This is a genomic window from Psychrobacter sp. M13, assembly GCF_030718935.1.
Classification (GTDB): domain Bacteria; phylum Pseudomonadota; class Gammaproteobacteria; order Pseudomonadales; family Moraxellaceae; genus Psychrobacter; species Psychrobacter immobilis_G.
Genome location: NZ_CP132194.1, coordinates 1,508,072 through 1,529,897, shown reverse-complemented (window position 1 = coordinate 1,529,897; position 21,826 = coordinate 1,508,072). Strand labels below are relative to the sequence as shown.

Annotated in this window: 18 protein-coding genes; 10 read left to right on the top strand and 8 right to left on the bottom strand. The window is 41.8% G+C overall.

What is annotated here, in order from left to right; genetic code table 11:
- Positions 1–5 precede the first annotated feature (5 nt).
- The 3 genes from lysS to Q9G97_RS06470 form a co-directional block, all read right to left on the bottom strand.
- Entirely contained in the window at positions 6–1,544 is a 1,539-nt protein-coding gene (lysS, locus tag Q9G97_RS06480) for a lysine--tRNA ligase (protein WP_305900202.1), read from the bottom strand.
- 85 nt (positions 1,545–1,629) lie between these two features.
- A complete protein-coding gene (gene prfA / locus Q9G97_RS06475; RefSeq protein WP_201573340.1) occupies positions 1,630–2,718 on the bottom strand; it encodes a peptide chain release factor 1 in 1,089 nt (362 codons plus the stop codon).
- A 223-nt stretch (positions 2,719–2,941) separates the two neighbouring features.
- A complete protein-coding gene (locus Q9G97_RS06470) occupies positions 2,942–4,087 on the bottom strand; it encodes a beta-ketoacyl-ACP synthase III (RefSeq protein ID WP_201573339.1) in 1,146 nt (381 codons plus the stop codon).
- 282 nt (positions 4,088–4,369) lie between these two features.
- Here Q9G97_RS06470 and pnuC point away from each other — a divergent pair, with 282 nt between their 5' ends.
- The 7 genes from pnuC (at position 4,370) to Q9G97_RS06435 (ending at position 10,374) form a co-directional block, all read left to right on the top strand.
- Positions 4,370–5,059, top strand: coding sequence for a nicotinamide riboside transporter PnuC (gene pnuC, locus Q9G97_RS06465; protein WP_305900201.1), 690 nt, complete (start codon positions 4,370–4,372; stop codon positions 5,057–5,059).
- Positions 5,010–5,597 carry an ATP-binding protein gene (locus Q9G97_RS06460; protein ID WP_305900200.1) on the top strand — a complete coding sequence of 196 codons (588 nt, stop codon included), beginning with the start codon at positions 5,010–5,012 and terminating at the stop codon, positions 5,595–5,597. The genes pnuC and Q9G97_RS06460 overlap by 50 nt, the downstream gene beginning before the upstream one ends.
- Before the next feature lie 38 nt (positions 5,598–5,635).
- A complete protein-coding gene (locus Q9G97_RS06455; protein ID WP_305900199.1) occupies positions 5,636–6,247 on the top strand; it encodes a hypothetical protein in 612 nt (203 codons plus the stop codon).
- A 1-nt stretch (position 6,248) separates the two neighbouring features.
- The gene (locus Q9G97_RS06450) at positions 6,249–6,845 is read left to right on the top strand and encodes a hypothetical protein (protein WP_305900198.1); all 597 of its coding nucleotides are present in this window, start codon (positions 6,249–6,251) and stop codon (positions 6,843–6,845) included.
- A gap of 218 nt (positions 6,846–7,063) precedes the next feature.
- Positions 7,064–8,641, top strand: a complete 1,578-nt coding sequence (gene creD, locus Q9G97_RS06445) for a cell envelope integrity protein CreD (RefSeq protein ID WP_305900197.1) — start codon at positions 7,064–7,066, stop codon at positions 8,639–8,641.
- A gap of 174 nt (positions 8,642–8,815) precedes the next feature.
- Positions 8,816–9,730 carry a DMT family transporter gene (locus tag Q9G97_RS06440; protein ID WP_305900196.1) on the top strand — a complete coding sequence of 305 codons (915 nt, stop codon included), beginning with the start codon at positions 8,816–8,818 and terminating at the stop codon, positions 9,728–9,730.
- Between the two features lie 146 nt (positions 9,731–9,876).
- A complete protein-coding gene (locus tag Q9G97_RS06435; RefSeq protein ID WP_305900195.1) occupies positions 9,877–10,374 on the top strand; it encodes a DUF302 domain-containing protein in 498 nt (165 codons plus the stop codon).
- A 121-nt stretch (positions 10,375–10,495) separates the two neighbouring features.
- Here Q9G97_RS06435 and Q9G97_RS06430 read toward each other — a convergent pair whose 3' ends face one another.
- Together Q9G97_RS06430 and Q9G97_RS06425 are read right to left on the bottom strand one after the other, a co-directional pair.
- On the bottom strand, positions 10,496–11,095 hold the full coding sequence (locus Q9G97_RS06430) for a bifunctional 2-polyprenyl-6-hydroxyphenol methylase/3-demethylubiquinol 3-O-methyltransferase UbiG (RefSeq protein WP_305900194.1): 600 nt from the start codon (positions 11,093–11,095) through the stop codon (positions 10,496–10,498).
- 69 nt (positions 11,096–11,164) lie between these two features.
- Positions 11,165–12,025 (bottom strand): universal stress protein, encoded by an 861-nt coding sequence (locus tag Q9G97_RS06425; protein ID WP_305900193.1) that lies wholly within the window; start codon positions 12,023–12,025, stop codon positions 11,165–11,167.
- A gap of 473 nt (positions 12,026–12,498) precedes the next feature.
- Here Q9G97_RS06425 and Q9G97_RS06420 point away from each other — a divergent pair, with 473 nt between their 5' ends.
- Positions 12,499–13,152: a hypothetical protein gene (locus Q9G97_RS06420; RefSeq protein ID WP_305900192.1), complete on the top strand. Its 654-nt coding sequence runs from the start codon at positions 12,499–12,501 to the stop codon at positions 13,150–13,152.
- A 65-nt stretch (positions 13,153–13,217) separates the two neighbouring features.
- Here Q9G97_RS06420 and Q9G97_RS06415 read toward each other — a convergent pair whose 3' ends face one another.
- Together Q9G97_RS06415 and Q9G97_RS06410 are read right to left on the bottom strand one after the other, a co-directional pair.
- Complete coding sequence (locus tag Q9G97_RS06415) at positions 13,218–15,116, bottom strand: hypothetical protein (protein ID WP_305900191.1); 1,899 nt, start codon at positions 15,114–15,116, stop codon at positions 13,218–13,220.
- 58 nt (positions 15,117–15,174) lie between these two features.
- Positions 15,175–17,187 carry a hypothetical protein gene (locus Q9G97_RS06410; RefSeq protein WP_305900190.1) on the bottom strand — a complete coding sequence of 671 codons (2,013 nt, stop codon included), beginning with the start codon at positions 17,185–17,187 and terminating at the stop codon, positions 15,175–15,177.
- 380 nt (positions 17,188–17,567) lie between these two features.
- On the opposite strand from Q9G97_RS06410, the gene ggt reads away from it, so the two are divergent.
- Positions 17,568–19,484, top strand: coding sequence for a gamma-glutamyltransferase (gene ggt / locus Q9G97_RS06405; protein ID WP_305900189.1), 1,917 nt, complete (start codon positions 17,568–17,570; stop codon positions 19,482–19,484).
- A 194-nt stretch (positions 19,485–19,678) separates the two neighbouring features.
- Here ggt and Q9G97_RS06400 read toward each other — a convergent pair whose 3' ends face one another.
- Positions 19,679–20,494 (bottom strand): AraC family transcriptional regulator, encoded by an 816-nt coding sequence (locus tag Q9G97_RS06400; protein WP_305900188.1) that lies wholly within the window; start codon positions 20,492–20,494, stop codon positions 19,679–19,681.
- 344 nt (positions 20,495–20,838) lie between these two features.
- Here Q9G97_RS06400 and Q9G97_RS06395 point away from each other — a divergent pair, with 344 nt between their 5' ends.
- On the top strand, positions 20,839–21,825 hold the full coding sequence (locus Q9G97_RS06395; protein WP_305900187.1) for a proline racemase family protein: 987 nt from the start codon (positions 20,839–20,841) through the stop codon (positions 21,823–21,825).
- Position 21,826 lies beyond the last annotated feature (1 nt).

Genomic DNA, 21,826 nt, shown 5'->3' with positions numbered 1-21,826 from the left:
GATGACTAATCCGCTTTACGGCGCATATGTGGGAACAAGATCACATCGCGGATGCTAGCCGAATCCGTAAATAGCATGACTAAGCGATCGATACCGATACCCTCGCCTGCCGTTGGTGCAAGGCCATAAGATAAGGCTTCGATATAATCCTCATCAAAATGCATCGCTTCATCATCGCCAGCGTCCTTTTCTGCCACTTGACCACGGAAGCGCTCAGCTTGATCGGCAGGATCATTTAATTCACTGAAGCCATTAGCTAATTCACGCCCGCCAATAAACAACTCAAAACGATCGGTAATCTCAGGATTATCATCGCTACGACGCGCCAGTGGCGAGGTTTCAGCAGGGTATTCAGTGATAAAAGTAGGCTGACGCAATTGATGCTCAGCGGTTTCTTCAAACACTATAGTCATAAGCTTGCCAACCCCGAACACATCATTAACAGGCTGGTGTAAAGTATTGGCAACATAATCAGCTAGATAATCACGATTATTAATTTGCGCCATATCAAAGCCTTCAGCATACTGCGCAATAGCATCTGACATTGATAAACGAGCAAATGGTGCTTTTAGGCTAATCGCCTCTTCTTGATAAGTAATCTCAGTGCTACCCAAAATATCATTGGCTAATTTTGCAAACATACGCTCAGTCAAATCCATCAAATCATGGTAGTCTGCATAGGCTTGATAAAATTCAATCATGGTAAATTCAGGGTTATGGCGCGTTGACACCCCTTCATTACGAAAGCTGCGATTGATCTCAAATACTTTTTCAAAGCCACCAATTACTAAACGTTTTAGATATAATTCAGGCGCAATACGTAAATAAAGTGGCATATCTAGCGCATTATGATGAGTCTCAAAGGGACGCGCGACTGCACCACCTGGTATCGGATGCATCATCGGCGTCTCGACTTCCATAAAGCGCTCGTCCAGCATAAATTGACGGATACCACTAATCACTTGGCTACGGATCATAAAGGTATCGCGTGTGGTCTCATTAGTCATCAAGTCAAGATGACGGTTGCGATAACGTGCTTCAACATCCGCTAGACCATGGAACTTATTCGGCATTGGACGTAGCGATTTAGTCAATAGCGTAAAGTCTTCAATATGGACATACAGATCGCCTTTACCTGAGCGACCGATGTAGCCTGATACACCGACGATATCGCCCAAATCTAGCGATTTAATACTAGCCAGCGTTTCTGGATCTAACTCTTTACGAGCGACATAGAGTTGAATACGACCACTCATGTCTTGAATGACGATAAATGAGCCACGGTTCAGCATCACTCGACCTGCAACATTGACCTGAATCTTGTCACCGTTAGCCGCTTTTTCTTCGATCTCTTGCTTGTCTATACCTTCAAAAGCAGTTTGCAAGTCTGCCGCATAGTCAGTACGTTTAAATTGATTAGGGTAAGGTTGCTTGCCAGACGCGGTAATCTCGTCTAACTTGGCTTGCAGCTGAGCAATAAGCTCATTAGCTTCTTCTAAGGTTGGTGTTTGTTCTTCTTGATTATTTGTATTCTGCTTTGACATAAATCTCTCAAAATTGTTTAATAAATTTAAATAAAAAGTGCATTAGTTATTATAGGGTTTGTTGAATAGATAATAACCGTTACGCTTATTCACCACCGATACTCGCCATCAGATCGGCTTGGTGCTCACGCATCAAAGCGTCAAGCAACTCGTCTAAATCACCTTCCATGATTGAGTCCAGCTTATAAAGCGTCAAATTGATGCGATGATCAGTCATGCGTCCTTGTGGGAAGTTATAAGTACGAATACGTTCACTACGGTCGCCACTACCGACTAGATCACGACGGATTTCATCTGCCGTATCAACCTGCGCTTGCACCTTAGCTTGCTGAATACGTGATATCAGCATTTGCATGGCTTTGGCGCGGTTTTTATGTTGACTACGCTCTTGCTGACACTCTGCTACTACCCCTGTTGGGATATGCGTTAGGCGCACCGCTGAGTCCGTGGTGTTGACGTGCTGACCACCTGCGCCACTTGAGCGATAGGTATCCATCTTAATATCAGCAGGATTAAGATCGACCGTATCATCGATCTCAACGACTGGCATAACCGCGACAGTACAGGCTGAGGTATGCACGCGGCCTTGGCTCTCAGTCTCAGGAACCCGTTGCACTCGATGCGCACCTGACTCAAACTTTAGCCGACCGTATACGCTATTACCAGAGACGCGGCTGATGATCTCTTTGTAGCCGCCATGATCGCCTTCATTGGCTGATAACACCTCAAGCGTCCAGCCTTGGGTTTGGGCATATTTTTGATACATGCGAAACAGATCGCCTGAGAATATCGCCGCTTCATCGCCGCCTGTGCCCGCTCGTATCTCTAAGAATGCTGGAACTTTATCGTTAGGATCTTTTGGTAGCATCATGACGTTGAGCGCTTCTTCCATCTCTACAATAGTATCGCGCGCGCTATCGATCTCATCTTGCATCATCTCTTTCATATCAGGATCAGATGCGTCCTCAAGCATAGCCTCAGCATCCGCTTGATCTTTTTCTGCGCTACCATAATTGAGCCATAGCGTGGTGATATCCATTAAGTCGCTATGTTCGACAGACAGCTCACGGAATTTATTATTATCGCTAATGATTTCAGGATCAGATAGCAGTGCAGTAACCTCTTCATAGCGGTCTACCATCTGGTCTAAACGTAGGCGTAAGGATTCTTTCATAACGTAACTTTTTAAATAATTATAATAAGAGAGCGATTATAGCAAATTTTTGCCACAACATTAGAATCACTACGTAAACTTGCGGTTTATATAACGTTTAGATTAAAAATGAGTATAAATATCAGTGTTGAGAGCAAATCTAAAGTAAAAAATAGCTAAGATTGCTCTCAGCTATTTTTTAATACTATTTTCAACCATGAATAATATATAGTAAAAGCGCTATCTAAACCTTTTTAACCAGTACTGAGCCAATGGAATAACCCGCACCAAAGGAGCAGATGACGCCCAAATCACCTGATTGTAGCTCGTCTTTGTAGCGATGAAAAACAATCATCGGACTGGCTGAGCTGGTATTAGCAAATTCAGCGATCACGCTTGGCACAATTGATTTATCAGCTTCTTTACCCATTACGGTGCGCAAGATAAGATCTAGCATATTGGCATTGGCCTGATGTAGCCACATCATTTTGATATCAGAAGTTGGTATTTCATTATCTTGCAAATGCTCTAAGATCACTTGTGATACTTTTGGGCAGACCTCTTTAAATACTTTGCGACCATTTTGTAAAAATAGTTTATCGGTTACAGGTTCGCGTATATCAGGATACATCTGCGTCTGGGCTGCCAAGAACTCTGAGCGATCCATAAAGCCATATTCGTTTTTGATATTGGTTGAAAACTGAGTAAATAGCTTCGCATTCACGATCTCATAGCCTTTTGGCGTCTCTAAATTCTCTACGATACATGCCGTTGCCACATCGCCAAAGATAAAGTGACTGTCACGATTACGCCAGTTCAGATGCGCTGAGGTAATTTCAACGTTAACGACTGCAACGCGGCGGGCTAAGCCTGATACGATAGAGCCGTGCGCTTGTGACAGACCAAAAGTCGCCGCACTACAAGCCACATTCATATCATAAGCAAAGCCGCCAATCATGCCGATTTCATTTTGAATCTCGATAGCGATAGCAGGATATGTGCGCTGAAAGTTTGAGCAAGCAAGGATGATACCGTCCAAATCATTGGCCTCTAACCCTGCGTCCGCTAGCGCGTCTTTGAGCGCTGCTGCGCCCATTTCTGCCATGACTGACAGCTCTTCACCAAGATGACGATAAGGTATCACAGGTGCCATAATGTCAGTATTTAAGATACCGTCTTTTTCCATCACATAGCGTGACTTAATGCCTGATACCTTTTCGATAAACTCAGCAGAGGATGGCTGCAAGGCGGGTATAGTCTCGTTCGCTATCTCCTCGGCGTGCTCTTGGTTGTAATTTTCAACATAGTGATTAAAGGATTCGACCAGCTCTTCGTTGCTGATACTATAGGGAGGGATGAACAGGCCAGTGCCAGTGATACAAGTGGTCATAATTAGGCTTCCTTATTTATTACTGATAATGCTTATAGTGTTTACAAATTAGCTCAAAAGGTGAGAGTACATTCAGTAAGTAGCGGTAAATGAGAATCAACGTCTTTATTATGCCTGAATAAGTTTATTATTCTAATAGTTTGTTACAAATAACCAATTTAGATAGATATTGAAGCAAAGCATCATTTTGTCTGCAAAAAGTTGCGTTATAATCAGTGCTATTTAAACGTTTTTGATAACTAGGTCGAATGTTTAACACGCCCTAATAAATTTGGAATAATAATGATAGAGATTCTTAACGGGCTGTTTGGTCAGTATGCTGATTATCCTACGCTTTTTATTGGTCTAGAACTAATTGCTGTAATCTTTGGCATAGCAAGCGTATTACTTGCCAGCAAGCTCAATGTGCTAGTGTTCCCTATTGGCATTATTAGCACTGCCATATTTGTCTACTTACTTTGGCAGTGGCAGCTATTTGGTGATCTTTTTATTAATGCTTATTATACAGCGATGGGTATTTATGGCTGGTTTAACTGGTCAAAAAACAAAGCCAATGATGCTCAAAACGATATCAGTATCGAGCATATTCAAGCCCGTGATATTCCAACTTTAGCGCTGCTAGCGAGTGCCACTGTCGCTTTTGTAGCGCTGATATACTATCTTCGTCCCGTCATCACGAATAACTTTAGCTTTGATGGCGTAGTGCTCGGTATGCATTTATTTACTTGGGTGGATTACACCGACATGCTGACAACCGCGCTGTTCTTAATGGCTATGTGGCTGATGGCCAATCGCAAGATCGAACACTGGCTACTATGGATAGTTGCTGATGCGATATCAGTGCCGCTATACTTTTATAAAGGTCTTACCTTCACCGCGCTACAGTATGTAGTGTTTACCGCAATTGCAATCTGGGCTTATTATGAATGGCAACAGCGCTACCGCATACAGTCTGATGCAGCATACGCCTGATACTGTCTTTAAGGTCGCCATATTAGGTGCTGAGAGTACCGGCAAAACGACGCTTTGCCGCGATTTGGCAGCGCATTTTGAGTGCCCATGGGTGCCTGAGTATATGCGTATTTATTTGCAAGAGAAATGGGATAAAGATGGGCAGACTTGTACTTGGGAGGACTTACTGCCTATTGCACAAGGTCAAATCGAACTAGAGAACAAGCTGGCACTAGAGTCGGCACAATCTGAAAATAAATACTTATTCTGCGACACTAGTCTGTTTGAGCTGATGGTATACGCCAATTGGTATTATAGTGACTGCCCTACTGAATTAACTCAAGCTGCTCTGACTCATCATTACGATTTGATTCTACTGACTAAGGTCGATACTCCTTGGGTCGCTGATGATCTGCGGGACAGTCCCAATGCTCGAGATGCTATAAGTACACGCTTTGAAGAACAGCTTAATCACTACAACAAGGCGTTCCAAAGTATTGGCGGTGATAGAGAGCAGCGTGTTCATCAAGTTGTAGAATGCTTGAAAGATTTTACTTAATTTTGCTTAGACTGTTTTATTTGATAAATGAGAATTTTATGAGAAATATGGTATTAACTTTGGTAGCTAGTGTTTTACTAAGTGCTTGTACCACTAATCCCAAGCTAAACGCCCAAAATATTATGGATTGTACTGGTCTGGGAGTTATAGAGATAAATGGCTTTGATAAGAGCAGTAATCTTTTTAAAAAAAACGATCCTTATTATATTAGAAGATATGAGCCTCATACTGCCTTTGAAGAAGTTAAAATCGTTGGCTGTACTAAGGTATCCAGTGGAGAGAAACTAGTTAGACTATATACGTCAGCTTATGGAGAGGATATAAAGTATGGCTCTTATTATAAAAATCAGAACCAGCAGCAAATCTTTCCACTATTCATTAGCTCAACCGCTTCCTCTTCTCTAATGACTCAGACAAACCTTCAAGCGCTAAACCAAAAGCTTGCTTATCTAAAATCTGAGTATTCGACCGTACCAAAAAAGCAACCCGATTGGTATGTGCAGATTGAACAATCCTCAAAGCAGCCTGTTTTAGTTTCTAATGCTAGAGATAGCGCTATGCGCGGCTTGATGGCTAATAGAACGATGGCACTAACCAGGGATGACGTCTTAGAAATTAACACTTTAATGACTGACTACTGGGAGCGATAACATGCAGAAACTATTACTTTTACTTTCATTGCCATTATTACTTACTGCCTGTATATCAGACGCAGGCATCAGAGCATCAAATTTAATGCATAAACAGCAAAATACACATACCGCTGTTGCCTTTGGTGAATTACGAGTAAATGAAGAAAAATTAGGAAGTTATATAACTTTTTTGGGAGAGTATAAAGTCGAGGAGTCTTGGGATAATACTCTGTTTAATATAGATAAGGTGGTTATCGAAGAGATGAATAATAAAATTATTGTTTTCTCTTATCCAAAAGGGTGGCAAATACCCAATCAAAAAACTGAGTTCACAGGCTGTCAAGTCATCAATAATAGTGGGCACTCAGACTATGGCTTTAATCATACCGAGCAAACCCTTATATGCGTAAGTACCACTGGTAACGTATATAAGGGTTACAGCTCTATGCAAGTTGTGAAAACGAGTGACAACACTATTGGCAAAGTTAAAAGACCCGGTGTAATTTTGAATGCTTTAATGCCACAGTACGATGTAAAGATTAACACGCCTTATGGCATAGAATTAAATCTTTGGGATGAAAGTCAGCCTGTATTAGCGGTTAGAAAGGATAAATAGTGAGGTAGGTTTTATCTAATTTTTAAGCATCATGCTTCGGCGTTCTAAATCAAACAGGCCTAATGAAGCATAATTAGATTAAAACCTATAACTAAAGGCTAATTTCCACAAACTCTCCATCTTCTCTACATTATTTTTCATTATTTTTCCCCTATGATTATTTTAAAACCATCGGCTGTATCAGCAGTTCGGTATTAAAACTAATATAGGGAGCTATCATGCAAAAGACACTGGCTATCAAAATATTTATTATCGCAGGCTTATGCGTAATCTTCGGTATAGGTCTAAACATATTTAGCTCTGTTATTTATGAGCGACAAAGCTATGCAGATTCAGTCGTTAGAGAAATTGCAGAGCAGCATGTGAATCCGCAGGAGATTATTACCCCATTTATTGCAATCCCTACTACTGTAACCCCAAAGTGTGCCATTGTTGCCACCGAAAAAGCCTCAGAATGTGCAGCACCCTATAACAAAGTTGAAACTATTTTTGCCGCGCAAACTCAGTCCAAGCAAGATTTAGAAGTGAGTACAGATACTTATCAGCGCGGTATTTATCACGCAACTAGCTACAATGGCGATATAAAATTTGATCAAAATTATTTATTACCAGATCAGGAAAATGGGCTGTCTCTAAACACGTCAAATCAAGACTTAGCAGTAGTAACTACACCAGCGCTAACTAATAATGCAAGCAGGGTCACTCCCGAGCAAACAATCACTCACTGGGATAGAGCAAGATTAATTATTCCCGTATCAGACTTACGTGGTGTGGCGACTTTGCCGACAGTGACCATTAATGAACAAGCTATTAAAGCCACTTATCCAGAGACACCAATGGTTCGTGGTTTGACTTATGTCGAAGTCGCTTTGCCTCAGCAAGTGTTAGCTCAGTTAAGCACTCAATCTTTACAGGTCAACAGTAGCGTAAACTCTAATGCCTTAGCTATCGAGGAAAACAAAAACAGACAGCCTATCAAGATTGCTATTGATCTGCCTCTAGCAGGTATTAGTAGCTTGAACACGGTGCCGACTGGACAGAACTTTGAAATGGCTATGCGTAGTAACTGGCATGCGCCAAACTTTATCGGTAAAGCCCTGCCGAATACCAAAGACTTTAGTGCGGATGGTTTTGAGGCAAATTGGCAAAATCAGTATTTGACTGTCGCTAACACCCAATACCTGACCCAATGCCTAGCGACTCCTAACAATCAGTGCACGGTCATAAGTAAAGCTACTTTTGACACCAATAGTTATGACTATGCTGACCAAGCAGCAGCTATGGCGGTTGAAGAAGCAAACGGCACTGTCAGCACTAATGTACAGCTAAATAGCTTTGGCGTGAGCTTTGCTGAGCCTAATGACGTCTACCTACAAACTGAACGCACTATGAAATATGCATTGCTATTAATACTGGTATCATTTGCCACTTTCTTTTTGTTTGAAATCGTAAAATCCAGTCGTATCCACCCGATTCAATATTTGCTGGTCGGTTGTGCGCTGTTAGTATTCTATGTGCTGTTGCTTCCTCTTGCTGAGCAGATTGCTTTTTGGCAAGCTTATGCTATTGCTGCCAGTGCCTGTGTCGGACTGATTGGCTGGTACACTTATTATGTACTTAATGGGTTAAAACGAGCGGCTATTTTTACCACCATATTAGCTGGATTATATGGCGCGTTTTATGGCATCTTGACCACAAAGGATATGAATTTATTACTTGGTGCCGTATTCTGCTTTGTACTACTCGCCTGCGTAATGGTGATGACCCGTAAGATTGACTGGTATAAAGTGGCTTGATATAAATACTGCATCTCATTACTTAATTCTGGTACTGAAACTAGGGTCTGTTGATGATTAATGGGCAATTTATTTTAACAATAGATTGTCCTTTTGTAGTAAAGTGCGCCAAGTCATTTATCATAAAATATAAAACAATTATTTTGTTTAATATTTCTAATTTTAGGAATGCTTTTGAAAGCTGCGCTCTATACGATTATCGCCTTGATTGCCTTTGCTGCAAACTCACTTTTTTGTAGAATGGCCTTAGCAGAAGGTTACATCGATGCTTGGAGCTTTACGATCATTCGGCTGTTAGGTGGCGCTATTTGCCTTAGTATTATTATGGTAGTACATGCACGCCGTCTCACCCGCCAGAGTATGGCCGATACTAGCATTGATACCGATATCAGCATTAATAATAACGCTATTTTAAACGATAAAGGCAGCTGGCTAAGTAGTATAAGCCTAGTAGTTTATGCGCTATGCTTTTCGTTGGCTTATGTAGAGCTAGATACAGGTACTGGTGCGCTTATCTTATTTGCAGCGGTACAACTGACGATGATTGGCTGGGGTATCTATAAAAAGGAGCAACTAAGCGCGCTGCAATGGATCGCTTTTATGGTAGCTGTGGCTGGTTTTATTTATCTAATGCTGCCCTCAGCTGCTGTGCCCTCACTATCTGGTGCTGCGATTATGGCGATTAGCGGGGTCGCATGGGGCGTGTATAGCATCCGTGGACAATCCTGTATTTCACCGCTACGAGCTACTGGATTTAACTTTATAAGAAGCCTAGCTGCTATTCCTATTATAGGTTTGATGGCAATTGGCTATCTAAGTGATATTCAGTCTGAAGGCATCGTGTTAGCCTTTATCTCAGGCGCGATTACCTCAGGTCTTGGTTACAGTATCTGGTATACAGCGATGCCGCTATTAAAAAGTACCCAAGCAGCGGTTGTCCAGTTTTGTGTTCCTGTGCTTGCCGCTGCTGCTGGTGTACTGTTTTTATCTGAACAGTTAACGATGCGTTTTATAGTCGCAAGTAGCATTATTTTAGGCGCGGTGTTGGTGTTTATTTTGAATAAAAAGGCGGCAAAGTTAGCTTCTTAAGAGGAGTATTTTTTTAATAGAATTAGCATTAAAACATCGTATTCTGCATACAGAAGAATTCAATAAATAGGTATGTATGACGAAGAGGTTGATGCTATATTTAACGCATTATTCTTGATGTTCAAAACCAACTAATAGGAAATACTATGCTAAAACTTATACCCGCTATCGCCTGCGTCCTAGCCTTATCCTCTTGCGCTAGTTTGCAATCTAACTCTAATGCCAACAGTCACCAACAAAGCACTATGCAAAACAATGGTTTGATCAGTATGCAAAGCAATCACTCAGTCAAGCAGACGGCTGATCGATTTGAGTCTATTGCTAAAGATAAAGGCTTAACCCTATTCACTAGAATTGACCATCAACAAAACGCTATGAATGCAGATTTAACCTTGAAACCTACTGAAGTTATCATCTTTGGTAATCCTAAAGCAGGAACGCCTTTGATGAATTGCGCCCCAAGCGTCGCGATTGATTTACCACAAAAAGTACTCATTAGCGAAGATGCCGGAGGTCTAGTTGCGCTCACTTATAATGATCCCAGCTACCTAAAAGCGCGTCACAATATTAAAGGCTGCGACAAAGTTATCAGCAACATATCTATGCTGCTTAATAATCTAGCAGCTGCTGCAACCGCAAAGTAAAATGCTCATATGGTTAACGCAAACATAGTTAAGCCGCTTTGAAATTTTTCTTTAAAAAAGGGTAGATTATAGAGCCAAGAGCTAGCTCTATAATCTACCCTTTTACAATTTCTCAAATCAGCTATTCTTTGTACGCTATAAACTGCACTACAGCGCTAATTCCTTGGTGACGTGTCCCTTCTGAAACCATACGCTGTGTCTCTACCCCAACGACTTCTTTGAGTTCTGCAAGCTCGTACTGCAAAGTGGCTAATGAGCCAAATCGATCCTTTTGAGTCGCTGGTGGCCCACCAACCGCATCCATCTCGAGCTGCTGCTGGGTATAAGCCTCTAAAATAAGCACGCCAGCAGGCTTTAACGCTGCTGCAATCTGAGCATGGATATGCTGACGAAGCGGCGTTGGCAGATGTACCCACATAACGACAATACCGTCCCACTGCTGCTCACCAAACTCGTAATCAGCAAGATCTACTACTTGAGTCGTGATAGTGACACCTTTATCATTAGCCAGTTGTTGTGCTTTATCTAAGCCTACCTTAGAGGAGTCCATACCCGTAACTTGATAGCCGTTTTGAGCCAAGAATACAGCATTCCTACCCTCACCTTCAGCCAGACACAGTACGCGTCCGCCTGCTGGTATACGGCCAAACTCATCTCTCAAAAAATCATTAGGCTCAGTCCCAAAAGCAAACCCTGCCTCGCTATAACGCTCATCCCACATTTTACTTCTCCTTGTATTCATACGTCCGATGACAAATTATGAGTACGCTACGATAATGATAAGAATGATCTAACGTACCAAAATAACAGGAGAGGTCGTCTTAGCGATCACTTTGGTCGTCGTACTGCCTAAGAATAACTGCTGAAATTTAGAGCGACCATAAGCACCGATGACGATAATATCAACATCGTTTTTCACTTGAAACGCGAGCAGTCCATCAACCGCATTAGACTCAGGTAAGTGATGGGTATCGACCAAATATCCTGCCGATTTTAGCTGCTCTGAGGCGGCGACTAAGCTCTGTCTTGAAGAGTCATCATGATTGCCTATCATGACAATATGACCTTTCAAGCTTTTTAATACCGGGCTTTTGGTGATTAAGCCAACTGCTTTGACAGCAGTATCACTGGCATCAAAAGCTATCATATATGAGCTTGGCGTCTTAAAGTCTTCAGAACAAATTAAGATAGGGACACTTGATGAGCGAGCGATGGTTTCAATTTGACTACCGATATTAATATGATCATTTTTATGATCTTCTCCGCGTCGTCCCATGACGATGGCGCGACTACTATCTTTATAGAACTCAATTACGGATAACAGCTTGCCACGGCGGCGAAAAACATTAACCTCAACGTCAGACTTCCCATTAATATAACTTTTGGTGTCTTCAACTAGCGCTTTACTATAATCATTAGCTATTTGTGATCTTTGCTCGTCTATCTTAGTCAATTGCTCTAATAGATTTTGGCGGCTGTTCATCCCTATCGAGCCTGCTAAACTACGCCTTGTTGATGCTGGAACATCGATAGCGTTGAGCAGGGCTACTGGTAGATTTAATTTATTGGCATACCAAATGGCATAATCGCAAACCGACTCCGTCACCGCTGATCCATCAACACATGCTAAAATATTCAATTGAGTAGTCATAACTTCTCCTTAATTAGGGTCTGTTGACAGTAGTTGCTAAGAGAGTCGATTGAAAGTACTAAGTCTATTACCTGATACTATAAAAAGGGTTAATTAGACAAATCTTTAATCTGCTCATAATAAGCACTGATACATAAATCAAGCTATAAACAGCTGAAATAGATTTATAATTGTTAGGGCCTGTTGGACATTCATAAACGTTAGCTCGTTTTTATCATTAATAGTTTAGCTACTAGGGCGTGGCTCAATTTAAAAATGGTGATAAAAATGAGCAAAATTGCAGCAGGGCTAGAATAATAGCGCTATTAATATCGATATATTGATGAGCTATTTGACACTGCTCTGCCAATATTTAGCCTTTTTTAGTCCATTTAGTCTCGGACGTTCAGATTAGAGACATGCCCTAACTATAACAACGAAATAATTTGATGTTGAATTAGCTTGAGTTTAGAATCTTAAAACTAGGTATTACTATGAAAAATAGCTTATTGATAATAATTGTTGGCACTGTGGTTTGCTTACCTACTTATGCCGCTAACTATAACAGTTTTATTGCGCCAAGCTCCTTAGGTAAGGATGTCAATACTTTAAATAAGCAGTACAAGCTGGGGCTAAGTAAACAAGACTGGAATGGCTATAGCAATAGCGATTCAGACGCTTGTAAGCTGGATGTAGGAGTCACTAAAAGCGGTAAAATAAATTTCATTACTATAATGAACACTGAGAACTGTCAGTATAGCACCCAATCAAATGTCACTTATAATAGTAAAAACACTGAGACTAGGAATTTACTTAGCCAAGTTGATATAGAAAATGTACAGTTTATTCCAGGCTGCTTTAATTGCCCATCACGGATAGAGATTACCGACGAGCTGCTGATCAATCGCGCTGAGGATAGTTATTATACCAAGTTTGAAATACAGGGCTACAATAAAGCCTATATAGATTATATCGCCAAAAAGCTTTTTGGGAGTACCTTAGATGATTATTATTCTATGATGGATATGCTAGAGCTTAGAGCTGCGCAAGATGAAAACTTTTATGATCGCAACGCCTTTAAGCTACAGGCTATTAAGACGTATAACTTACAAGATAAACCGCTAAGCTATACGATCGCTCTAAAATAGTTTTATAGAGCATATTTAAAAGGGCTACTCTTATAAGGGTAGCCTTCCTAGTAAACAAATCTATGCTATTCCGCTTCCTCAACGACAATATCCATAGCCTCTTCTTCTAACTCATAGGCCTCTTCAGTAGCTAACGCCTCTGTTTGCATTTTGAATACAGATAACATATTGAATAACATTTTACCCATAAATGTGCCATTACCCGCGCGATAATACTCAGCCAGCTCTTTACTATAGGCTCTTATATCTACACTATTACTGGCATTAGGTATTTGCACATCGCTTGGTAAGTTAGGAAAGATAATGTCTTGACGTTGTAGTGGCAGATATTGCTGTAGTACATCAATGGTCTTTTGCGACTTAGCGGTATCATTAGCACTAGTGTCAAACGAGGTCTCACCACGTTCATGATACCACTGTAGTTGGCCTCTGTTATCAAAGCCATATAATTGCTGTGCTATCGACTCAATTTTGTTAGCTGATAGATCAGAACTGTCCAATTTTTCTAAACCGTCTGTACTAGCAACGACATCCATATTGTCGATATCGGCTACATCCTCATCGGCAGTGATTATTTTATTAATCATTGCTAGTCCTTTTTTGACAATGTTATTACTACTAAGCGAGCCTGTTGCAAAAATCGCGCTTGGGGTTTCTACATCGATGTCATTGTCTATAAGCTCAGGATACTGTACGCTTATTTTCTCATAAAAATAACGCAGGTAGTCCATTTGCATTTGCTCAGAGCTAGTACTAGTTTGTAATCGACGAATAATTTGTGGGCTTTGCATCATAGGCGCAAGCTGCTGCTCGGGTAGCTTAGGAGTTAAGGTAAGTAAGCTATTAGGCGCAATAAAATCAAACTGGCTGACATCTGCTTGCTCATAGATATAGTCTATCGCCTCAAAGTGTGTTTTTATGACCGCACTACCAAAACCTTTCGGTAAAGTGCCATCGTCAATCGCTAAGCGCAGCCATTTATTTTGCCACTTAACACCAAGCTTATTGTCTAATAATTCTGAATTAAACATCGCAAAATTATCTGCCCAAAGGTAAATATTACCTGACTTTAGATCGACATAAACAGGCTGATTAATACTGCTCGTATTATTGCGAGACTGATATTGAGCGCTACCGAGCATAGTGAATCGACCTGCCAGCGGCTGATAAACTCCTTGGGCATTAATAGATAAAGGCTTTAGTAGATAGGCGTCTAGCAATTTTGCTTTTTTGATATCTAATACGCTGGTTTTGTCATCAAAGCTATCAAATAGTTGCTGATAATAAGGGGATATAGCTTCTTTATTATTATTTTCGCTCTTACTATTATCAGTAGCGTTGGATTTAATATGGCTGGTTTCAACAATAGTTGCGCCCTCCTGCCCTACTTCCTCAGACTCTACAACAACAATTTCATCATCTTCGCTATAGGCTGATTCATCGTAATCGTATGGGTCAGACTCTTCGTAATATCCATTATCATAATCATAATCGTCATAACCTTGCTGAGCGCTCCATGCCTCATAAGCCTGATTACAGTCTAGATAGCTTTGTTTTATAGCGCCGCGCTGGGTTTCAAAGGCCGTATCTGTTACCTCTGCGTCTAGCGCCTCGGCCTGCGTTATCAAGTCTGCATACGCTTGATCATGAGTATCCACGCAATAACTATCGACATCATCGGTAGCGACCAGCTGCGTGCTGTCAATATTGCTAAACTGCTGCTCATTACTGATCTGCATATCACTATGGTAGCTAAAAGACTGGCGGCGCTGCTTTTGAAGTGCTTGAGCCAAAATCGTTTTAGCTGCTGTAGACGTGTTGTTAGCAGCGCTGGAGACATTGACAGGTGTAGTCTGACAGCCTACGAGTAACAAACCGCTAAAGACAAAGGCGCTCGATAACAAGGTGGTAACATTACTTTTTAACGGCAATTTATTTATTTTAGCTTGAAATATGGTTTTCATTATTTATCCTTAAATGCGTTACTCTGATATATTGACTTTTGAATGACTCTTATCATCTTTAATCGTTATCAGTGTCACTTTCATAAGCATCAGCAACGTCTTCAGTGACATCATTATAAGAGTCATAGTCACTATCGTCATAACTATAGCGAGCATAACGCGCTTGCGAGAGTCTCTCTTTTTGAAAACGCTGATCGTCAAGCCAAGCATTGCCATCTATTGCAGGCGCAGCATTCACACCAAAAGACTGCGTTAATAATGGTGTTAGTGTATGCTGATTAAACTGGGCTTTATCGTAGCGTACTTGATTGAGCATAGCCGTCTGTTGACCGAACAGATCGCCACCTATATTGAGGCGTTGTTGCTTGGCGAGCAGGCGATCTGAGCTGTCCAGATAATAGTAATTGACTTGGTTAAATGACAGAGGGCCGATCGCCTCTATCAGCTGCATCAGCGACCCTATATCGGCGCTTTGGTAGCCTTTATTATAGAGCTGGATTTTGGCAATAGCACGGCTGAGCACAGCATCATCAGGATACTTATCAGGATTGGCCTGTACATAGCTATCTAGTGACTGGCTGAAGTGTTTAAGGACTTTACCGAGCAACTCACCGCTTTGCTTACTGCCAAAATAGACCTTTACTGCGCGCGTGGCCCCTACCTCTTTTGCAAAGGCATCACCTTTGATATCTATAGCACTGAAGTTGTCCTCAGGCAGCTCCGCCATACCCTCTTGTACCGCACTGATGAGCGCATCATATATCACCTCAAAAGGCAGCTGCGAGGTTATACTCTCAGGCAGACCAAAATCTACCGTATGTGCTGTCATCTCGTTGGGTAGCGGCGTATGTTCAGGATTGAGCAAAGCCGCTAGCGGCATCAATGCCGAGGGATCAAGAGTGATACGGCTGTCTTTAAAATCCAGTGCTAGCGGTATTTGTATCGATGAGCTAAGCGTTGGCGTTAGGTAGTCGTAGCTATAGACACTCTGCAGTTGTTTTTGCTCAGGCTTATAGTGACTCACACTATTGAAGGTTAAGTTTTTGTATTGATAAGCATTCATCGCTTGAACTTGCTCAGGGGTACGATCCAGCATACCCAACATGCTGCCAAGCATACCTGTCAAAGGCTCATTTGCAGTGACACTATCTTTGTTAGTGCTCGCTTGCTGCTTTTGAATTTGCATCGCCTCATAGCTCTTTAATAACCCTTTTGGGTTTAATTTATCAAGCTTATCCTTTATGCCGCTATCTTCATAATCGTCGTCCGAGCTATAGCCATAGTCACCATCTTGATCATAACCGTATTCATCATAGCCTTCATAATCGTAGCCGTTTATATCATAGCCATAATAATCATAACCATCATAGTCATAGCCATCTCTATCGTAGCCATCGTAGTCATAACCATACTCATCATAACCCTCAGCATCATATTCAAGCGCGGCGTCATAGTCATCAGCGTCGGGCTCTACAACGACCACCTCGTCTGCTGCGTCCACTCGGCTATCACTTTCTAACTCATCCTCTTCGTAGACGCTTTCTTCATAATAACTATCGTCTTCTGCATCATCATAATCGCTATAGCTTTGATTTTCAGCATTATAAGCATAGAGTTCAATAACTGTCTTGAGTAGACTAGTAGATCCTGCGTCAATGCTATCGGACTTAATAAAAGGCGTTGAATAATAACGCGCTTGCGCTACGGCAACTTGCTCTGTCGCTAAATGCTGGCGTATGGCTTTTATTAATCGAGTTTTGGCTTGGGTTTCTGTACTAGGAAATTGGCTTTGATCAAATAGCTGCTCATAACGCTCATCATTAGCATTAAGTGCCGTATTAAAGCTCTGCGCTTGGGCTTGATTTTGACGGCTATCGGCGACACTGAAATCAATCATAGCTTTGCCACTGTTTTTGATTGGTGTAGGATTGGATTGACAGCCTACTAACACAGTGCTACCAAGCATCACGGCACAGACTGCTAGTGAAAGGGTTTTATGCTTATTGTTTTTAATAGGTTCAAGGTGGGATGCTTGTTTTTTAACCAAAGAGTGCTGAATAGGCAATGACATAAAAACCCTTATGTTTATCGAATAATAGATATTTTAGTTATGCTAATAACACTTTTATTTATAACACATAAGATTACATTTTAGTAATTAAAAAGTAAGGTATATTCATCTCGTATTGATAAAAATTCTTTAACAGTAAAAGCAGCACATCCTTAAGCCACGCTAAAGACGATCGTAAATCATGAAGAGATAATAAGTAGCCACTGCTGAAAGATATACTATGCATTTTATATCAGATCATTCACAACAAAGGCTTAACCTTATTTAATTTCTAGCCGTTACGCTTTTATACTGCTACTCTGAACCTGTCATTAAACGAATGATACCAAGTATTAATAGTAAATTAGTCACTCTCTTCTCATCCGTAAAAGGATTTTGCGATGCATAAATCAACCCTAAAAATTAAGCAAAACCGAACGACTATTAAAGCCGCTATTGTTATTATTAGTAGTGCGGTTTTAGTTCACCTACCTGCTCATGCCGCTCAACCTACTCAAGACACTATCAATACCACTTCGATAAATACTAGCGCCATAAATCTAGCGATCATGACTGACGCACCAACGATACTTTCTGAAACTCAGCGCATTACTGTTGCAGCGCCTGATAGTCTAAAGAAAATACCCAACACAACGGCTAAAACGGATCAAGCCATCTACTCTGCGGATGCGATTCATCATCCCGTTTGGGCAAAGAATGGCATGGTTGCCACGCAAGAAGCGCTCGCTTCAGATATTGGCTTAAAGATTTTGAAAGAGGGCGGTAATGCGGTCGATGCAGGCGTCGCAGTTGGCTTTGCCTTAGCTGTCACTCTGCCCCGTGCTGGTAATATCGGCGGTGGTGGTTTTATGATGATTTATGATGCCAAGCAAGACAAAACCGTGGCACTCGATTACCGTGAAAAAGCGCCCAGTAGCGCCACTCGTGATATGTATCTCGATGAGGAAGGCAACGCCGTCAGTGACTTATCTCGCTATCATGGCTTAGCCGTTGGCGTGCCCGGCACTGTCGCAGGACTGCTCAAAGCGTTAGATGATCACGGCACGATGAGCCGCGGAAAAGTCATGGCACCAGCGATTGCGTTAGCAGAAGATGGCATTGAAGTGACTGCAGGACTGTCTGAATCATTAGAAGCCTTAAGTGACCGTTTACAAAAATGGCCCAGCACTAAGAAGGTGTTTTTTAAAGCCGATGGCAGCGCCTATCAACCCGGAGAGCGCTTAAAGCAGCCAGAGCTTGCCCGCTCGCTAAAGCTGATAGCCGCGCAAGGCGCCGATGGATTCTACAAGGGAGAAACCGCTCAAAAATTGGTCAAAGCAGTCAACGAAGCAGGCGGCCTGATGAGCTTGCAGGATTTGAGCGATTATAAAGCAATCGCCCGCGAGCCAGTCAAAGGCAATTATCGTGGCTACGAGATTGTCTCGATGCCACCGCCTTCTTCTGGTGGTATTCATATCATCCAGATTTTGAATATTTTAGAAGGCTATCCGCTCAAAGACTATGGACAAAACAGCGCCCAGACCATCCACTTAATGGCTGAGGCGATGCAATTGGCTTATGCAGATCGAGCGGAGTACTTAGGTGACTCAGACTTTGTCGACGTACCTGCCAGCGGTCTCACCTCTCAAGCTTATGCAGACAAACTGCGCACCTTAATTGATCCAAATAAAGCCACGCCAGCCGCGACGATTAAAGCCAACAACCCTCTGCCTTATGAAAGTGACCAAACCACGCATTTCTCTATCGTGGATAAAGATGGCAATGCGATAGCCAATACTTATACGTTGAACTTCTCTTATGGCACTGGATTAGTCGCTGAAGGAACAGGAATTTTATTGAATAATGAAATGGATGATTTCTCTGCTAAGCCGGGCGTGCCTAATGGTTATGGGTTACTTGGCGGTGAAGCCAATGCGGTCGAAGGCGATAAGCGCCCCTTGTCTTCTATGAGCCCTACTTTAGTGTTCAAAGACAGCAAGCCTTATATCGTCACAGGTAGCCCAGGTGGTAGTCGTATCATCACCACCGTCACCCAAATCCTATCAAACGTCATCGACCATGATATGAATATCGCTGAGGCCACTCATGCACCTCGCATTCACGACCAATGGTTGCCAGATGAGATTCGCATCGAAAAAGCGTTAAATATCGACACCGTCAAAAAGCTTGAATCAATGGGCCATACGATCAGTCCAAAAGCTGCCATGGGCTCGACTCAGTCGATTATGATAACGCCAAACGGTGTCTACGGCTCATCTGACCCACGTATCGTCGATGCGGCTGTGGTTGGGTATTAGTAAATGTCCCTAACTTGAATGTAGAGGACTAAATATTGCTAAGAATAGGCACTTATGCTGTTGACTGAATTACTAGACACGCAGTAGTACTAATTACGATTATATTAGCCCTCGTTTATGTAACAGTATCGAGGGCTTTTTTATGGGTAGTATTAACCTTGAGTATGTCACTATCTGGACGTCCTAATCAATATTCAGCGTATTATCGATAGATGTACTTGACGAAACTGCGTAGGCGACATTCCTGTAAACTGTTTGAACTGGCGGCTGAAAGCACTATGATCACTATAGCCACAGTTTAATGATATTTGAGTCACTGACATCTCAGGCATCGCTAACAATTTAATCGCGTACTCTAAGCGGATCTTTTGGACAAACTGTAATGGTGACATGTTCAGTACTGCTTTGAACGTCCGCTCTAATTGCGATAAGCTGAGATTGGCTAACTCCGCCAACTGCGAGATATGTATTTTCTGATCAAGGTGATTACGCACAAACTGGGCCACCGCAGCCAAACGCGCATGCTTGCGTAAAATGCGCTCGTTATCTTCATCAATATCAACTGATATGCCTACCATTGCGATAATCTGTTGCTTCTTATCATAAATAGGCAGTTTATTGGTGATACACCAACCGAGTTTTCCTGATGCATAGCTATGGAGCTCTAAGTTATCAACTATCACCTTGCCTTCTTGTAACACCTTTTTATCTTGCAAAATATAATCTTTACTTTGTTGGTGAGAGAACATCTGTTCTGAGGTAAAACCAATAATTTCCTCATGCTTATGCAATTTACAGCGTTTCAACAAGGTCTTATTCGCAAGTTGATACCGTGCCTGCTCGTCCTTTACAAAAAAAACTACGTTGGAAAGCGTATCGAACAAAGGCAGCAAAAGCGAAACACTACCAGTGAATACCTCGCTACTGTCTGGATTGTAATCTGCCATGCTCTGTGACAATGACACTGGAAGCCTGGTAAGCGCTGAACTTTCTACAGAATGACTACTCATACCTACTCCTTGTCGTATCAATGGCATTAGTAAAACAGTTTTTTATTAACGAATGATACTACTGCTATATAGCCATCATATAAGACCAGCTATCGCTACACCACTTTTAATAAACAATTGTTCATTTAATTTCAGTCAAAACCTCTTCTAGTGTACACCGACCCACTATGCAGAAGTACGCATTTTTTCATCAAAAAACAGCAAGACGATACATTTAAAAAAGTCCATTCTATTGATAGACCTCAATCATAAGTCACTTGTTATTCCCTATAAAAAAGTGACGATCAGGTCTAAGGAACAATAATGGAATGCAATTTTTTCACGGATGAATTAGGACGTCGGTCATGGTCTCTACACTATTTAATTTCAAAATCATTGACTCACATACTGGCGGTGAGCCTACGCGTATGGTTTATGATGGTTTCCCTGATCTCATCGGCAGCACTATTCAAGACAAGCTGCAATACTTCAAACAAAACTTTGATCATTTGCGTCAAAGTATCATTCTAGAGCCACGCGGTAATGATGTGCTTGTTGGCGCCCTGCTGTTCCCTGCAATAAATCCTAAAGCGGTAGCTAGTGTTATTTTCTTCAATAACTCTGGATATTTGGGTATGTGCGGCCATGGCACTATTGGCGTTATCGTCTCCTTAGCATATCAAAAAAAAATAACTGCTGGCGTGCATTGGCTTGAGACTCCTGTGGGTTTAGTCCAAGCCACGCTCCATGAAGATAGCAGCTGTAGCGTTCAAAACGTCCCCTCTTATCGTTATAAAAAACAAGTAACAGTAGACGTTCCTGAGCTGGGACTCATCCAAGGTGATATCGCATGGGGTGGCAATTGGTTCTTTTTAGTCAGTGAGCATGGGCAAGATATTAAAGCCTGCAATGTCAAACAACTCACTCAAATAACTATGCAAATTAAGCAAGCATTGATCGCTGCCAACATCACGGGCGAAAACGGTAGCGAGATTGACCACATTGAGTTGTTCGCAGATAGCGAAGATACGCAAGTCGACAGTAGAAACTTTGTCTTGTGCCCAGGCGCTGCTTATGACCGCTCCCCTTGTGGTACTGGTACTAGCGCCAAACTTGCCTGTCTAGCTGCTGACAACAAACTTGCTCCCGAGCAGTTATGGCAGCAACAAGGTGTCATTGGGAGCGTATTTACTGGTAGCTACCAGTATGTGGCAAACCTCAAAAACGCATCTGGTATGACTTACCCTGACAATACTATTTTACCAACGATTTGTGGTCATGCTTATGTTTGTGCTGAGACGACACTTATCGTACAAAAAGACGACCCTTATAAATGGGGTATACAACCTTAAT

Excerpts from the sequence above, each read along its gene's own strand:
- lysS (WP_305900202.1), bottom strand. The coding sequence starts at position 1,544 with ATGTCAAAGCAGAATACAAATAATCAAGAAGAACAAACACCAACCTTA.
- prfA (WP_201573340.1), bottom strand. The coding sequence starts at position 2,718 with ATGAAAGAATCCTTACGCCTACGTTTAGACCAGATGGTAGACCGCTAT.
- Q9G97_RS06470 (WP_201573339.1), bottom strand. The coding sequence starts at position 4,087 with ATGACCACTTGTATCACTGGCACTGGCCTGTTCATCCCTCCCTATAGT.
- pnuC (WP_305900201.1), top strand. The coding sequence starts at position 4,370 with ATGATAGAGATTCTTAACGGGCTGTTTGGTCAGTATGCTGATTATCCT.
- Q9G97_RS06460 (WP_305900200.1), top strand. The coding sequence starts at position 5,010 with ATGAATGGCAACAGCGCTACCGCATACAGTCTGATGCAGCATACGCCT.
- Q9G97_RS06455 (WP_305900199.1), top strand. The coding sequence starts at position 5,636 with ATGAGAAATATGGTATTAACTTTGGTAGCTAGTGTTTTACTAAGTGCT.
- Q9G97_RS06450 (WP_305900198.1), top strand. The coding sequence starts at position 6,249 with ATGCAGAAACTATTACTTTTACTTTCATTGCCATTATTACTTACTGCC.
- creD (WP_305900197.1), top strand. The coding sequence starts at position 7,064 with ATGCAAAAGACACTGGCTATCAAAATATTTATTATCGCAGGCTTATGC.
- Q9G97_RS06435 (WP_305900195.1), top strand. The coding sequence starts at position 9,877 with ATGCTAAAACTTATACCCGCTATCGCCTGCGTCCTAGCCTTATCCTCT.
- Q9G97_RS06430 (WP_305900194.1), bottom strand. The coding sequence starts at position 11,095 with ATGTGGGATGAGCGTTATAGCGAGGCAGGGTTTGCTTTTGGGACTGAG.
- Q9G97_RS06425 (WP_305900193.1), bottom strand. The coding sequence starts at position 12,025 with ATGACTACTCAATTGAATATTTTAGCATGTGTTGATGGATCAGCGGTG.
- Q9G97_RS06420 (WP_305900192.1), top strand. The coding sequence starts at position 12,499 with ATGAAAAATAGCTTATTGATAATAATTGTTGGCACTGTGGTTTGCTTA.
- Q9G97_RS06415 (WP_305900191.1), bottom strand. The coding sequence starts at position 15,116 with ATGAAAACCATATTTCAAGCTAAAATAAATAAATTGCCGTTAAAAAGT.
- Q9G97_RS06410 (WP_305900190.1), bottom strand. The coding sequence starts at position 17,187 with ATGTCATTGCCTATTCAGCACTCTTTGGTTAAAAAACAAGCATCCCAC.
- ggt (WP_305900189.1), top strand. The coding sequence starts at position 17,568 with ATGCATAAATCAACCCTAAAAATTAAGCAAAACCGAACGACTATTAAA.
- Q9G97_RS06400 (WP_305900188.1), bottom strand. The coding sequence starts at position 20,494 with ATGAGTAGTCATTCTGTAGAAAGTTCAGCGCTTACCAGGCTTCCAGTG.
- Q9G97_RS06395 (WP_305900187.1), top strand. The coding sequence starts at position 20,839 with ATGGTCTCTACACTATTTAATTTCAAAATCATTGACTCACATACTGGC.